General features: G+C 56.6%; 13 protein-coding genes. 7 read left to right on the top strand and 6 right to left on the bottom strand.

Annotated features, from left to right (window positions below):
• Positions 1-137 precede the first annotated feature (137 nt).
• The 3 genes from HKX44_RS10135 to HKX44_RS10145 are packed head-to-tail and all read left to right on the top strand — an operon-like array spanning position 138 to position 3244.
• Positions 138-812: a sigma-70 family RNA polymerase sigma factor gene (locus tag HKX44_RS10135; RefSeq protein WP_276151209.1), complete on the top strand. Its 675-nt coding sequence runs from the start codon at positions 138-140 to the stop codon at positions 810-812.
• 1 nt (position 813) lies between these two features.
• Positions 814-2559 carry a hypothetical protein gene (locus HKX44_RS10140; protein WP_276151210.1) on the top strand — a complete coding sequence of 582 codons (1746 nt, stop codon included), beginning with the start codon at positions 814-816 and terminating at the stop codon, positions 2557-2559.
• Between the two features lie 13 nt (positions 2560-2572).
• A complete protein-coding gene (locus HKX44_RS10145) occupies positions 2573-3244 on the top strand; it encodes a flagellar hook assembly protein FlgD (protein ID WP_276151211.1) in 672 nt (223 codons plus the stop codon).
• A 17-nt stretch (positions 3245-3261) separates the two neighbouring features.
• Here HKX44_RS10145 and HKX44_RS10150 read toward each other — a convergent pair whose 3' ends face one another.
• The 5 genes from HKX44_RS10150 to HKX44_RS10170 are packed head-to-tail and all read right to left on the bottom strand — an operon-like array spanning position 3262 to position 6714.
• A complete protein-coding gene (locus HKX44_RS10150; protein ID WP_276153713.1) occupies positions 3262-3708 on the bottom strand; it encodes a flagellar biosynthesis protein FlgH in 447 nt (148 codons plus the stop codon).
• Positions 3709-3738: 30 nt separating this feature from the next.
• The gene (locus tag HKX44_RS10155) at positions 3739-4476 is read right to left on the bottom strand and encodes a flagellar basal body L-ring protein FlgH (protein WP_276151213.1); all 738 of its coding nucleotides are present in this window, start codon (positions 4474-4476) and stop codon (positions 3739-3741) included.
• The gene (gene flgA / locus HKX44_RS10160; protein ID WP_276151214.1) at positions 4473-5162 is read right to left on the bottom strand and encodes a flagellar basal body P-ring formation chaperone FlgA; all 690 of its coding nucleotides are present in this window, start codon (positions 5160-5162) and stop codon (positions 4473-4475) included. The genes HKX44_RS10155 and flgA overlap by 4 nt, the downstream gene beginning before the upstream one ends.
• A gap of 11 nt (positions 5163-5173) precedes the next feature.
• Complete coding sequence (gene flgG / locus HKX44_RS10165) at positions 5174-5959, bottom strand: flagellar basal-body rod protein FlgG (RefSeq protein WP_276151215.1); 786 nt, start codon at positions 5957-5959, stop codon at positions 5174-5176.
• A 23-nt stretch (positions 5960-5982) separates the two neighbouring features.
• A complete protein-coding gene (locus HKX44_RS10170) occupies positions 5983-6714 on the bottom strand; it encodes a flagellar hook basal-body protein (RefSeq protein WP_276151216.1) in 732 nt (243 codons plus the stop codon).
• Between the two features lie 146 nt (positions 6715-6860).
• Between HKX44_RS10170 and HKX44_RS10175 the strand changes: the two genes are divergently transcribed.
• From HKX44_RS10175 to HKX44_RS10190, 4 genes are all read left to right on the top strand, one after another.
• On the top strand, positions 6861-8630 hold the full coding sequence (locus HKX44_RS10175; RefSeq protein ID WP_276151217.1) for a hypothetical protein: 1770 nt from the start codon (positions 6861-6863) through the stop codon (positions 8628-8630).
• Between the two features lie 132 nt (positions 8631-8762).
• On the top strand, positions 8763-10064 hold the full coding sequence (locus HKX44_RS10180; protein ID WP_276151218.1) for a flagellar hook-basal body complex protein: 1302 nt from the start codon (positions 8763-8765) through the stop codon (positions 10062-10064).
• Between the two features lie 22 nt (positions 10065-10086).
• Positions 10087-11505, top strand: coding sequence for a flagellar hook-associated protein FlgK (gene flgK / locus HKX44_RS10185; protein ID WP_276151219.1), 1419 nt, complete (start codon positions 10087-10089; stop codon positions 11503-11505).
• A 9-nt stretch (positions 11506-11514) separates the two neighbouring features.
• Positions 11515-12597 (top strand): flagellin, encoded by a 1083-nt coding sequence (locus HKX44_RS10190; protein WP_276151220.1) that lies wholly within the window; start codon positions 11515-11517, stop codon positions 12595-12597.
• A 12-nt stretch (positions 12598-12609) separates the two neighbouring features.
• Here the strand turns inward: HKX44_RS10190 and HKX44_RS10195 are convergent, their stop codons facing one another.
• Positions 12610-13314 (bottom strand): response regulator transcription factor, encoded by a 705-nt coding sequence (locus HKX44_RS10195; protein WP_276151221.1) that lies wholly within the window; start codon positions 13312-13314, stop codon positions 12610-12612.
• Between the last annotated feature and the right edge of the window lie 103 nt (positions 13315-13417).

The following is a 13417-nucleotide window of genomic DNA, read 5'->3' on the forward strand; positions in this document are numbered from 1 at the left end:
CAATCTTTGAGTGAGGAAAAATAAGCTTGCAAACCATGCGATTAACCATCCGTTAATCAGAATAATCTTTGCAAACTTGGGGAAACGTGTTTCTGTTCTAAAAAAATACGACTAAAAAACGACTATTGGGCAGTGACATGACAATTTCTTACGCGACCGCAAGGAGCGCGCCCATACTTGAATGGGCGGATGAACGTCGGCTGATCGAAGGCTGGCAAAACCAAAAAGACAGATTTGCACTTGAAAAATTGCTTTTGTCCCATGTGCGGATCGTTTTCGCATGGGTCCGGAAACTAAGCGCAGACAAAGCCGAACAAGAAGAAATGGTATCCGAGGGTATCCTTGGGTTGATCAAGGCAGCAGACATGTTTGATCTTGCTAAAGAGGTCCGGTTTTCTACCTATGCCCGCTGGTGGGTCAAGAATAGTGTTCTGTCCGCTTTTGAGCGGCTTAGGTCGATTGTCGAGATGCCTGCCGGTGTGCGGGTCGAGGCCGGGCAGCAGGTCAAGCAAAGCACCGATGTGTTTGAAATGTTGGTCTGTGATGACCCGACACCCGAGGAGCGTATGATTGCGAATTCATCTCGTGATCTTATGCGGGCCCGTCTCGCCGAGGCGCTCAAAGAGCTGGGCGAAGTCGACCGCGACGTTGTGACAAGCCGGGCCTTGAAACAGCCGTCAGAGACTTTTGACGATCTGGCCGCACGGCTGAAGATGAACAGCACGAAATTGAGGCAGATCGAACGCCGGGCAATGTCGCGCCTGAAAAACGAGCTGTTGGCTCGGGGTGTCACCACAAGCAGAGCTGTATAACGTGATCCAGACAATATTCCCCACGGCCTCAACCAAATCACCCGACGCAGCCAAAGCACCCGGCGCGGCTGCGGAAGGGTTCGCGGCCCTTATGCAAGGCCCCCCCACGTCCGAAACCAATGGAGCGGGCGGCGAAAGTGCTGCCGCAACCATGGCCCATACCGATAGCGCCGAGATGGTCGCGGGGGAGGGAGAGATGGTTCTCCTTGACGGGCTGGATGCAACCAGCCCAACCGACATGGCAGAAGCAAACACAGAGGCTGGCCCTGCCGCCGGAGCACCCCAGCACGCGGCAGAAATCAAACTCAAACTGGAATTGGTTCCCAATGTTGTGCAGGCCCCTTCCGGAGCGGCAACCGCGCAAGACGCTGTCACCCCACAGCAAGGTGGCGCAAGGACAGACAGCACGGGGATGGCGCAATCCGACAAAACCACCTTGGCCGCACAGCTTGCAACCGGCACTGTTACAGCAACGGGTCCGCAGACATCAGCCACACCCGCAGCGACCAGCGCAGCCCAAACACCCCCAAGCCAAGAGGGCGCTGAGGCATCCCAATCTCCGCGGGCCGCACAGACCCAGCCGCAGATGCAGATGCAGAATACCCAATCTCAAATCCAAAGCGCACGCCCGGATGCCTCTGGGCCTACCACACCCAAGGCAACCGCAAGCGCAGGTGTGCCCCCCGAAAGCGCTCAAACCGTTCAGACGCAGACGGCCACAACAGGCTCAAACCGCGCAGCGGTGCTGCCGGTGCCAACCACGCCACAGCTGGCCAGCGCGGAAACCGGAACCACCGGACAACAGGTGTCGCAGAACATCACCACACAAGCTGTTCCAGCAGTTCCCGCAGCGCCAAGTTCCACATCGAGCAAGCAGACACGGATGGGGTCTGAAGGAACCCGACCAACCACAAACCTGCTCTCCCCGCCGGCAATGCCTGATACAGCTGCCAACTCTGCACAGGACCCCGCGAAAGCAACTTCGGCTGCGCCTCTTGCGCAGGGCCAACCCTTGGTAAAGACACCGGAACAGATTGCGACCGCCGGTCAGACCACCCCCCTGCCCGTCCCGCCACAGACAGCACCAGCAAAACCGGCGATTGGGCTGAAGGACAAGGCAGAGGCTGCAACGGCGGAAAACCGGAGTGTGGAACGGCCCCTCGCGATGTCCGAGATCGTGACAAAGAACAATGTTCTGGCAGGTCTGGAGAAGCCCGCGAATGCCGGCTTGGCAGCGCTGGGTTTTGCCGATCCCGAGCAAATCGAGCAAGCCAACATACAGTCCACTGCGGGCACCACCCTGTCAGGAGCCAAGGAAGCCGCGGCCCCGTCAGAGGCCAATATGAAGCCACCGGTGAAACCCTTTTCCGAGGCCGTGATGGCGCAGATCAAATCGGTCGAGGCCGCGCAGGGGCGCACAACTGTGAATCTGATCCCGCGCGGTTTGGGCAATATCGAGATTGAGGTTCTGTCCGAAAACGACGCAACTGCCAAGATCGTGGTACGGGTTGAAAACCCCGTTGTGTTGCAGGCCCTACGTGACGATCGGCAGGTTCTGGCACAGACCCTCGGTGTATCCGACAGCGGTCTGCTTGATTTCCAAGAACACAGTGCGGGCGAACAATCCGACGCGAAACAGCAAAACACCGGTCAAGGGGGCGCGGGTTTTTCCGATGCGCCAGCGGTACAGCCGGAGCTGGCGCACCGTGACGTGGTCCAGGACGGCCACCTTGATATCATGACGTAAGAAGGACAAACCGATGCTGACCAACCCTACCCTTATGGACACAATTGGTGCCACCAGCCAAAGCTCTGGTGCGTCCTCGCTGTCGCAGCTTGGTGATGACTATAACAAGTTCCTGACCCTGCTGACCGCGCAAATTTCCAATCAGGACCCGCTGGCCCCCGTCGACAGCACACAGTTCGTCGCGCAGCTGGCGCAACTTTCACAGGTTGAGCAGGCGGTGCAGACCAACGTCCAGCTTGAGGTGCTGAATACCCAAATGTCCGCGCTGATGAATTTAGGCGGCACAGACCTTTTGGGGCGTGAGGTTTCCGTGAAATCAAACATCATGGACCTTGAGAACGGCGGGGTTAAGTCGGACTATGTGCTGGGCACTGGTGCGGTCGAAGTTTCGGCACGCATCACCGGCCCGACCGGGAATCTTGTCCGCACCCTTAACGGGCTACCAACCATCGCCGGCCAGAAAATTGCCGTGGATTGGGATGGGCTGGACGATAACGGAACACCGATGCTTGACGGGAACTATTCCATTGAAATCGTTGCAAAGGATGCCTCTGGCGCGTCTGTGGAAAGCGTTGTGTCGCGCAGCGCGGTCGTGGAGGATGTTCGCTTCACATCCGGCCAGATTCTGTTTGGTTTGAGCGGTGGCGAGGTGGTCTCCTCTGTGACGGTACAGGCAGCGAGCTAAGAGGGCGGCCTAAGCGGTCACTCATCAGGCCCCAGATCGGAAAGCAGCTTGTTAATGCGGGCGGTTCGGACTGCCGGAAAATTCACATAAAGCTTGCGCACGATCTTTTCGGCAAGGGCAACCTTGCCGTCCTCGGCGGTGATCGCCTCGTGAAAAGTCACGTCGGATTCAGCAAGATCGGCAATCGCCACAACCGTGGCATCGCGTAAACGGGCACGACCAACAGCCCCGTTGATTTCCTGAAACGCGGTTGCCCCCATCACATAGACATCAAGGTCAAAGATCAGATTCAGGATCCGTTTACCTTGCGGCAATTGTATGGTGAACCCGCCCAAAGGCATTTTATAGAGCAGGCCATTGCCCTTTTCTGCCGCTGAATGCTCGCCGGCGGGGGCTTCGGTGGCCCGGAAAAATCGCTCGCCGAAATACCCCAAGGCCCCCGCACCCGCGACCATCACAACCATGATCAGAATCTTTAACATCGGCCTAAGGGATTAATAGGGCAGGATAACTTCAAGGACATCTTCCCCGATCCGCGGGCTTTGCACCGCTGAAATCTGACCTCTGCCACCATAGGAAATGCGGGCCTCGGCAACCTTATCATAATCAACCGTGTTGTTCACATTGATATCGGCCCCGCGAATGATCCCGGCGATGCGCAATTCGCGCAGCTCAGAGTTCACTTTGACCTCCTGCCGGCCCGCAATCACGAAGTTCTCATTCGGCAGCTTTTCGATAATCAGGGCGGCAACCCGTAGGCTGATTGCCTCGTTACGCCGGATAGAGCCTTCACCGCTGGACTCAGAGCTGCTTTCAAGGCCCAGAATCTTGCCACTGCCGGTCGACAAATCGAAGTTCAGAATGTCTGGGTCGCCGACCTCTTGTTTTGCGCCGCGGCTGCGTCCAGACTTGTTTTGCAACTGCGCACGGTCGTCGATCTCGATCAACACGGTTACAAGATCGCCAACGGCGGTGGCACGACGGTCCGTGAAATAGCTGGGTGTCGAATTGGACCAGAGGCTGGCGGCCTCCGCACGTTTCGGCGGCAGCTTGACCGGGCGCGGTGCCATGGGCACGCTGATCCGGTTGACCTCGTTCATATTGGCCGGGTCCAGCACCAGATTGCTGACTTGCGGATTGCGGTTTTCCTCTAGTTGGGCACAAGCACCCAAAACAAACAGAGGCAGCGCAAGCGCCAGACGGGCACGCCGGAAAGTACTTTTTTTGTTCATTGTGTTACCTCGACAGTACCATGCTTGGTCGCAATTGCGGAGATTGCTTTGTTGCTCGACAGGTTTACCACCCGTATTTCTTGGCCCGCGTGGGCATCCGCCATGGCCCGCCCCACTGCGGTCAGTTGCAGACCACCATAGCTGAGCAGGATCTTAACTTTATCACCCCGGCTAACGATGATCGGGGGAATGACCGATTGCCGAGGTACGGGGCGGCCCGGCACCAACATGCGCCGCACCTGCTGTCCGACCAAAGCCTCGGCTGAGCTGATTGCAAAGTTGCCAACCCGCTGCATGGGCATTTCAACCATGGTAATATCCGCCGCGGTGACGATCTCTTCGGGCATGATGCGGCGTGCCGGAACAGGCACCTGAATTGTCATCACGGCAACGCCCCAAACGCGATGGGTTTCGCCATATTCGGTAAAGATATTTGCGATGAACTGTCCGCTGTCCGGGTCGATCCAGAATTCCTTGATGAATTCGCCCTCGGAAACAGCCCCCTCTGCCATCCGGATTTCGATCTGCCCATTGGCAGGTAACTGCGCGTCCAATTCACTCAGCGCGCGCTCTTCGATCAGATCGACAACCTTCATCGCACTTGCCGCCGCGGGCAAACCCGACAGAAGCAAGCAGGATAAAACCATCATCGGGACGATCACGCGCATCATGAAACGACGGGCCATCAGGTTACTTTCTATTTGATCTGGTTCGTTGTGGTCATAATCTGGTCCGCAGTCTCGATCGCTTTCGAGTTCATCTCATAGGCCCGCTGGGCAGAGATAAGATCGGTGATCTGCTGGATGATGTTGACGTTGGAATTCTCAAGATAGCCCTGCCGTGTCACACCAACACCGGGCTGACCCGGGGTGGCTTCTACCGGCTCACCGGACGCAGGTGTCGCGGCCAAAAGGTTGTCACCCATCGGTTTCAGCCCCGCCTGATTGAGGAAGGTGGCCAGCGTGACCTGCCCCAGCTCAACAGGCTCGGCTTGGTTTTCTACATAGGCCATGACAACACCGTTCTGGTTGATCTCAACCTGACGAGTCAGCTCTGGCACGACAATCGCCGGCTCCACCTCGTAACCGTTCAACGTCACCAGCTGGCCTTCACCACTTAGCTGAAAGTTTCCGTCGCGGGTATAGGCCTGCGTGCCATCCGGGCGGTTCACGATGAAATATCCGTTGCCGTCAATCGCCATATCAAGCTGGTTTTCAGTCTGCACCAACCCGCCTTGAGTGTTGTGGCGAATCACACCTGCGGCCTGCACACCCAGACCGATATCGGTGCCTACAGGGCGCGCTGTGCCCTCTTCGGACGTCAACGCGCCGGCGTTATTCACACCTTGGTAGATCAGATCCTGAAACGCGGCACGCCCGCTTTTAAAGCCGGTTGTGTTGGCGTTGGCGATGTTGTTCGCAATGACATCGACGTTGGTTTGCTGTGCCAGCATACCGGTCGCGGCAATTCCAAGTGCTTTCATGTGTCGTTCCTAAGTCTTCGCGATCAGACGCGGCCTAATCGTTGGATGGATGTTTTTGTGAGTGTGTCGTCAGCTGTCATCAGCCGGACCGAATTTTCATACGCCCGCTGAATGTCGATCAGACGCGTCATTTCCATAACCGCCTGCACGTTACTGCCTTCGACAAAGCCCTGTTTGATCTTAGGGTCTTCGCTTTCTTGTGGGGCGGCGGCATCACCCGGGAGTTGATACATGCCGCCGCCCAGAGGCGTCATGCGCGCCTCTTGCTCGATATTAAAAACACCGATCGTTCCGAGGACCACGCCATCGGGATCGGTAATTGCGCCATCAGTGGTGATGACAACATTCTGTCCGATATCTTCCGGCAGGGTGACCGGCCCGCCGCCACCGTCCAGCAGCGCCAAACCTGTGGATGTCTTAAGCTGACCATCCGCATCAACCACCAGCTGCCCATGGCGGCTATAGCCTGTACCGCCACCTTCAAGCTGAAATGACAACCAGCCCGGACCGGACACAGCAACATCAAGCGGGTTACCTGTTGGCGTCAGCGGACCGTTGGACAAGTCCAAGTAGGTGCCTTTGTCCACGACATAGCTGATACCCTCATCAATGGAGTTGCTTTCCACAGACTCCAACAGCGGGTTAATCGCCTTGTACCCTGAAGTCGTCGCATTCGCCAAATTATGCGCAGTCATGTTCATACTGCGTTCAAGCGCCGTCGCCTGAGACAGCGAAACGTAACCAATATTACTCATTGTGGTCTCCTTCGGTGGGGCAGACACCGAAAATAATCATTCAGATGGCAGTCTGTTGCAAAAACAAAATTTCACAACTACAAGATTAAGGCAAGGTTTAATCTGTTGAGCAAGAATAAATGTGTCTGTCTAATCTACGCAGGGCAATGCCTGCCTTAATCCTTGCTTGTCTCGCCGGGCATGGCGTCGCAGAAACAGCGCCCCATACCCATGCTGTCGTAACCAAGGCCGTGACGCGGGCACCGGATTGGCACAGCGACCTTGATTTACAGCACTGGCAGACCGCAACCTTTCACGCCGATCTTTCATCCTCTATCGCCGCGCTGAGTGCTGCACACGGAGCCTCGAAAAGCGCGGTTATGCTGGACATCGCGGAAATCTACCTGACGCATATGTTGCTTTATGAGGCGGCTTCCACGCTAGAGGGCATCACCCCCGAAACACCAGAACAAAGCCGCCGCTTTGAGGCACTGCAAGACGCGACATCCCTTCTGTCCGGCAAGGCGGTCGAGGCATTCGAAACATCCCGATTGGTTACATCGGACCGCCCCGACCAGGCATTCTGGTCCGCACTTCAGGCCATCGCAAGCGCGGACGCCGGCCTGCTAAGCGCCAATATCCGTGACAGTTTTGGTGGGCTGGGCCTTCAATCGCGGGCCGCGCTCAGGCAGCTGTTGCCGGTATTCATCGAGGCCGCAACCGAACTTGGAGAACATGCTCATGCTGCCGCCGGCCTCAAGCTGTTGGCGGAACTGCCTGATCTGGCGAATTCTCCAACCGGCCATTTCCTGCGCGGACGGGTCGAAGAGCGGCGGGGCAACAACTCCTCCGCGCTCAAGGCCTATTTTCTGGCGGCTGAAGGCTGGACTGAATATGCCGCCCGCGCCCGCCTTGCGGTTGCCGATATGTCCTTGAAGGATGGAGGTTCCGGGGCCTTGCTGGCAGCCCAAAGCGTACTGCACAGCGGCGCCGAAGCGTGGCGCGGCGACCGATACGAACTGGAAATCCTCAAACGGACGGCCCGCCTCTATGCCGAGACCGACAATGACGTCGAAGAGCTTTTGGCGCTTGGCAAAATGTTGCGGCGCTTTCCGACATCAAGCGAAGCCAAGAGCGGCAAGAAACAGGCAGAGGCGCTTTTGCGCGAGCTGTATCTCAAGGGGCACGAAGGCCGTTACCCACTGTCCGACTGGATGTCTGCACACTTGAAACTCATCCCCCTTTACGGCGGCTTTGCCGAGTTTCCGGCCCACACCGAAACATTTGCCGATTATCTGCTTGGGTTGGGCGCTACTGACCTTGCAGCCAAGGAATACCACCGGGCTATCAATGGACTGTCAGACCGGGAAACACCGGATACCAAGCCAGAAGTTATGCGCCTGACGCTGAAACTGGCCGAAGCCCAGCGACAAGCCGGACTGTTGACGCAGGCGCGGGCGACACTCGATGCCATGGAACTGGGCGCAGAGGACCCGCAGCGAAAATCGCGCAATATGCTGGCGGCAAAGGTCCTGTCCGAGATGGGTGACGGCCCTGCCCTTTTGGAAACCGCGATCGAGACCCCAACGCCTGACCACTTACGTGATCTTGCCATGGCGCTATCTGATGACGGGCAATGGTCACAAGCAACGGCGCACCTGCTTCGGCTATGGCGGGGCCATCCCTATGAATTTGCATTCGAGGACGCGACCCGGCTTTTGATTGCAGCCAACCGGTCAAATGATGCGGCCACCATCGACAAGGTGGCACGGGCCTTTCCAGAGCTGACCAGCTCGGCGGCCCTGATCTCACTGGCCGAAAGCCTGAATTCGGACCCCGCGACATTGCTGCCGCTCAGCGCAGATAAAGCGGCCGAAAGACTTCAAAGCCTTGATGATGCCTTTCAGACCATCAAGGATACAAGCCGATCACCATGAACATGGGATTAACCTCGAACTTCAACAAGTTCAAAATGTTCATCAATTAGCAATTCTTTAACCCTCCTTAAACTTCACTTCATTAAGTGTGTTACAGGAGACAAGAATAAAAAAACCAAAAGAGGCGGGACTATGAGTATTTCAAGCGCACTCCAAACGGGTGTGAGTGGCCTTCAGGCCAATTCAAAAGCAGTAGGCAGCATTTCCGAAAACATCGCAAATGCTAATACAGTAGGCTATCGCCGTGGCTTTGTTCATATGGTCACGACGACAGCCTCCGGCGGCAACAAAGAAGGCGTTTTGTCCGTTGCAGGCGTGGATGAGGTTGATATCTCCTCCGCCGGCGGCCTGATCTCCACTCAGTCCTCCACCGACCTGGCGATCGGCGGCAACGGCTTTTTCCCGGTGTCGATCAACCCGAACGACCCAGTTGCGACGAATTACCTGCTTACCCGTGCTGGGTCATTCCTGCCGGACGAAAACGGCGATTTGCGCAACGCGGCTGGGTACTATCTTGCCGGTTACCCCTATGGGTTGGACGGAACCATCGGTTCGGTTGACCGCAGTTCTTTTGACCAGATGGAAACCGTGAATACCGGCAACATCAATATCTCTGCAGGGGTAACAACCAAGGTTGCCGCATCAGGCAACCTGCCATCGCAAGATACTGGCGTTGCGGTACCCGGCGCCCCGTTCCTTACCTCTTCTGAAGTGTTCACGCCGTTGGGTGAAAGCCAGCGGATCGGTCAGTCATGGACGCCAACCACAACAGCCAACACCTGGGACCTCGAACTGACGGATCAGGATGGCAACTCACTTGGGACGGTGACGGTTGAGTTTAACGATTCCGGCCCCGAAGCCGGCTCTCCGTTGACTTATTCTGCAATCACCTCGACTGCGACCGCGCCTGCCGCCTTTGCCTTTGATCCGGCAACTGGCATTGCAACGCTGACGCTGGACAACGGGGCAACACCACAGGTTCTCGAACTGGAGCTTGGCGCACCGGGCTCATTCGAAGGGATCACCCAATTCGCCGGCGACTTCAGCCTCTCGTTTGACCGCGATGGGTCAAGCGCGGGCGAACTTGTCCGCAGCGAGATTTCACCGGACGGGGTGCTGTTTGGCATCTTTGACAACGGCATGCGCCGCCCACTTTATGAAATTCCGGTCGCCATTGTCGACAATCCGAACGGTTTGATCGCGGCCAAGGGCAATGCCTATAACCTCTCTGGTGAAACCGGTTCTTTCAATGCGTTGCGGGCCAACAGCTCGACCGTTGGCGCGATAAACGCCGGTGCGCTTGAAGGGTCCAACGTCGATATCGCTCAGGAAATGACCGATCTGATCAAAGCTCAGCGGGCGTTTTCGACAAACGCCAAGGTGATCACAACGGTTGACGAGTTGATGGACGAAACAACCCGATTGAAACGCTAAACCCTTAATGCCGGAGTAAGACATGAGTCTGACAGGGGCACTAAATACCGCATCATCCGGACTGCGTACAACGCAGACACTCTCAAGTGTTGCGGCCGACAACGTCGCCAATGCATTGACGCCGGGATACACACGACGGAGCGTTTCCGTCGTGTCGACCGTCACCGGCCAGCATGGCGTCACAATCGCAGACATCCGCCGCGACGTAGACGCGTCACTGCAACGGATGTCCCGTCTGGAAACCGGAAAAATGGTTCGGTATCAGGTCCTTGATGAGGGTCTGAGCCGATATACTGCGTTTCTGGGACAACCCGGCGACGGCACATCGCCGGCGGACAAGTTCAGCGCCTTCCAAAACAGCCTGACAACATTGGTGAACCTGCCGTCTTCGCATGGCGCGCAGGCTGGTGCTGTCCTTTCCGCCGAAGAGCTGGCGCAATCAGTGCGCGGCGCGGCGACCAGCCTGGGCACCACCCTCAGCGAAGTTGATATGGAAATGCGTTATGAGGTCGCCGACCTTAATCAGGCGCTTTACCAGCTGAAGGATCTCAATGCCAAAAGGCAGGCCTTTGAACCCGGCACCGCAGGCGCGGCTGATATGGGTGAAAAGATCGACGGGCTGCTGGATCAGATTTCCGGGATTGTCGACACAAGAGTTTCTTTCTCTTCGACCGGTTCAGTCAGCGTTTACACCATCGGCGGCGCAGCCCTGATCGAAGGGCAAACGGTACAGGACGTCACATTTAATCCCGGCGACGGCACCTTGATGGCCGGCCAACAGGACATCACCCCATTCAAGGACGGCGTGCGCGGATTGCAGCACGGCAGCCTTGCCGGCCTATCGGAACTGAAACGCTCGGTCATTCCAAAGTTCAACGCACAGCTTGATGAATACGCACGCGGCCTGATCCAGAGCTTTGAAAGCTCGGACACCTCACTTGCCCCCGGCGATGCCGGTCTGTTCACCGACAATGGCGCGGCCTTTGACCCGCTCAACCTGACGGGCCTCGCAAGCCGGCTTCAGGTGAATGAAAAGGTATCCCTGAATGGCGATGCCGAGGTCTGGCGTATGCGTGACGGGCTTAGCGCTACGGCCGAAGGGCCCGCTTCTGACTCCACCCAAATTGCGGCTTTTGTCAGCGGGTTCAACGCCGCCATGGGGGCCTCTGCAAATACGGGCATCGCAACCTCGGTCACCTTGCAGGACTTTGCGGCTGAAATGACGACCAGCCAGTCCACCGAACGGGTTCGGGCACAAAACAACTTTTCCGCCGCCAAAACGGCAGCAGAGATGGTGAATGGCACACGATCAAATGCCGAGGGCGTCAATATCGATGACGAAATGCAGCGCCTGATGTTGATCGAGCAGAGCTATGCTGCGAACTCGAGAGTGCTGACCACCGTATCAAATATGATTGATACATTAATCGCAGCAGTGTGAGGATTTAAGATGGCTTTAGGCATCAACAGTATTTCAACCCTGCAATTCGGCCTGTTCAACCGGCGGAACATCCAGAACACCTCTCAGGCGCTGCAACGCGCCGGTCAAGAACTGTCGACCGGTCGCAAGGCAGACATCTTTGCCGATCTGGGATCAAATGCAGTCTCAACGATCAAATTACGCGCCCGTGAAGCGGATACGCAAACCTACATGAAATCCAACGAGGTTCTGGGCAACAAACTTGAGGCGATGCAACTTTCCGTCAATACAGCGCGCGAAAGTGTACAATCCGTCCTGGAACGCGCGGTGACCAACGCCTCCCGGCCACATATCGATGCCGAAGCGTTGCAGCGTGATGCCCGCGTTGCACTGGACACACTGGTGGCGGTGATGAACACCAGCCACAACGGCGACCACCTGTTTTCCGGTCTGGATTCAGACTCCGTCCCCTTGGTGCGCTGGTCAGATACCAACGCCACGACCGGCCTGTCCCCCGAGGATGCCGTTGCTTCGATCTACGGCACCGGCCCGGTTGATGCAGCAGGTGCGACTGCCATCGCTGCCCAAATGGACCTGGCGTTTGCATCGAACGATGTTGGCAGCCCCAACCGCAATTTCGAGGCGACGATGTATCAAGGCACACCCGCGCTCGACGGCGGCGGACAGCCATCAGAACACGTTAAGGGCTGGGTCAATGCAGGCCAGCAGGTGACCTATGGCGTGCGGGCGAACGACCCTGCCTTTACAGAGGCTTATAAGGGGCTGGCCATGTTGGCTGTTACCGATGTCAGCACCATGAACGAAGACGCCTATGCGACCTATATGGAGAACGTGATTGGGGCCCTTAGCAACGCACAAGAAGGCATGCTTGAGGTGGTTTCCGGGATCGGCTTTAATCAGCAGATCGTTGAATCCGCCCAGAACCAGCTGACCGATCTGTCCCTGATCCAACGCACACAAATCGGCAATTACGAAAACGTCGACCCTTACGAAGCGGCGACACGGGTAAAAAGTTTGGAGCTTCAGCTTCAGGCCAGCTACGAGGTCACGTCACGCATGTCAGGTCTGTCGATCCTGAACTTCCTCCGATAGCGGCCCGCAGCATCAGCCGGCCTTGGAAATCGCCTCTGGCAACATGAGCCGGTAACCGCGCCCCTGAACAGTCTCGATATATTGCCAGCCGCTTTTCGAAGCGGCTGCAATCTTTTTACGAAGCTTGCAAATATAGACGTCGATAATCTTGTCAAAGGGTTGATCTATACTTGACCCATAGACAGCGTCATAGATCGCATCCTTCGAGATTACCTTGTTCGAGTTCAACGCAAGGTGCTGGAACACCGAATGCTCGCGCTTGGACAGCTTGATACGCGTGCCGGAAATGATCGGATCGCGCCCGTCGAAATACGCGGTCAACTCGCCAATGACGATGCTGTCAGCGGCATGACCATAAAGCCTGCGGATCACGGAATTCATCCGTGACACAACCTCGGTGCCGCGGATCGGGCTGACCATCACGTCATCCGCACCTAAATCAAGCAGGCTGGATGTATCCTGCGAATTGCGGAAGTTTCGGAACACGATGATCGGGCTGACACATTTTGCCATCCGCAACGCGCGGATATGATCACGCAATTCGTCGCATTCACTCAGCAATATCGCACGATTTTTCTGATCTTGCTGCGTCAAGATACCCAGACCGGAGACGAAGAAATCGCTCGCTACAAACTGCGGGTCTATCCCCGCTTTGCGCAGCTCTGCCGCCAATCCTGGCCGGCGATCTTCCTGCTGTTCGTAAACATACGCTTTCATATGTTTGCCAACCCCCGTTCAAACTATCCTTGATAATTATCAAGTATAGATTTTCTTTACAATGATTAAATAGTGGATTAATTTTGAGTTAATCACTAAGTGA

Origin of the sequence: Sulfitobacter sp. M05 (assembly GCF_029285175.1) — a bacterium.
GTDB lineage: Bacteria > Pseudomonadota > Alphaproteobacteria > Rhodobacterales > Rhodobacteraceae > Sulfitobacter.

Bases quoted from the DNA above. Each gene is read 5' to 3' on its own strand.
- flgA (WP_276151214.1), bottom strand. From the start codon at position 5,162: ATGGCCCGTCGTTTCATGATGCGCGTGATCGTCCCGATGATGGTTTTA.
- HKX44_RS10180 (WP_276151218.1), top strand. From the start codon at position 8,763: ATGAGTATTTCAAGCGCACTCCAAACGGGTGTGAGTGGCCTTCAGGCC.
- HKX44_RS10175 (WP_276151217.1), top strand. From the start codon at position 6,861: ATGCCTGCCTTAATCCTTGCTTGTCTCGCCGGGCATGGCGTCGCAGAA.
- HKX44_RS10135 (WP_276151209.1), top strand. From the start codon at position 138: ATGACAATTTCTTACGCGACCGCAAGGAGCGCGCCCATACTTGAATGG.
- HKX44_RS10145 (WP_276151211.1), top strand. From the start codon at position 2,573: ATGCTGACCAACCCTACCCTTATGGACACAATTGGTGCCACCAGCCAA.
- HKX44_RS10170 (WP_276151216.1), bottom strand. From the start codon at position 6,714: ATGAGTAATATTGGTTACGTTTCGCTGTCTCAGGCGACGGCGCTTGAA.
- HKX44_RS10155 (WP_276151213.1), bottom strand. From the start codon at position 4,476: ATGAACAAAAAAAGTACTTTCCGGCGTGCCCGTCTGGCGCTTGCGCTG.
- flgG (WP_276151215.1), bottom strand. From the start codon at position 5,959: ATGAAAGCACTTGGAATTGCCGCGACCGGTATGCTGGCACAGCAAACC.
- HKX44_RS10150 (WP_276153713.1), bottom strand. From the start codon at position 3,708: ATGGTTGTGATGGTCGCGGGTGCGGGGGCCTTGGGGTATTTCGGCGAG.
- flgK (WP_276151219.1), top strand. From the start codon at position 10,087: ATGAGTCTGACAGGGGCACTAAATACCGCATCATCCGGACTGCGTACA.
- HKX44_RS10190 (WP_276151220.1), top strand. From the start codon at position 11,515: ATGGCTTTAGGCATCAACAGTATTTCAACCCTGCAATTCGGCCTGTTC.
- HKX44_RS10195 (WP_276151221.1), bottom strand. From the start codon at position 13,314: ATGAAAGCGTATGTTTACGAACAGCAGGAAGATCGCCGGCCAGGATTG.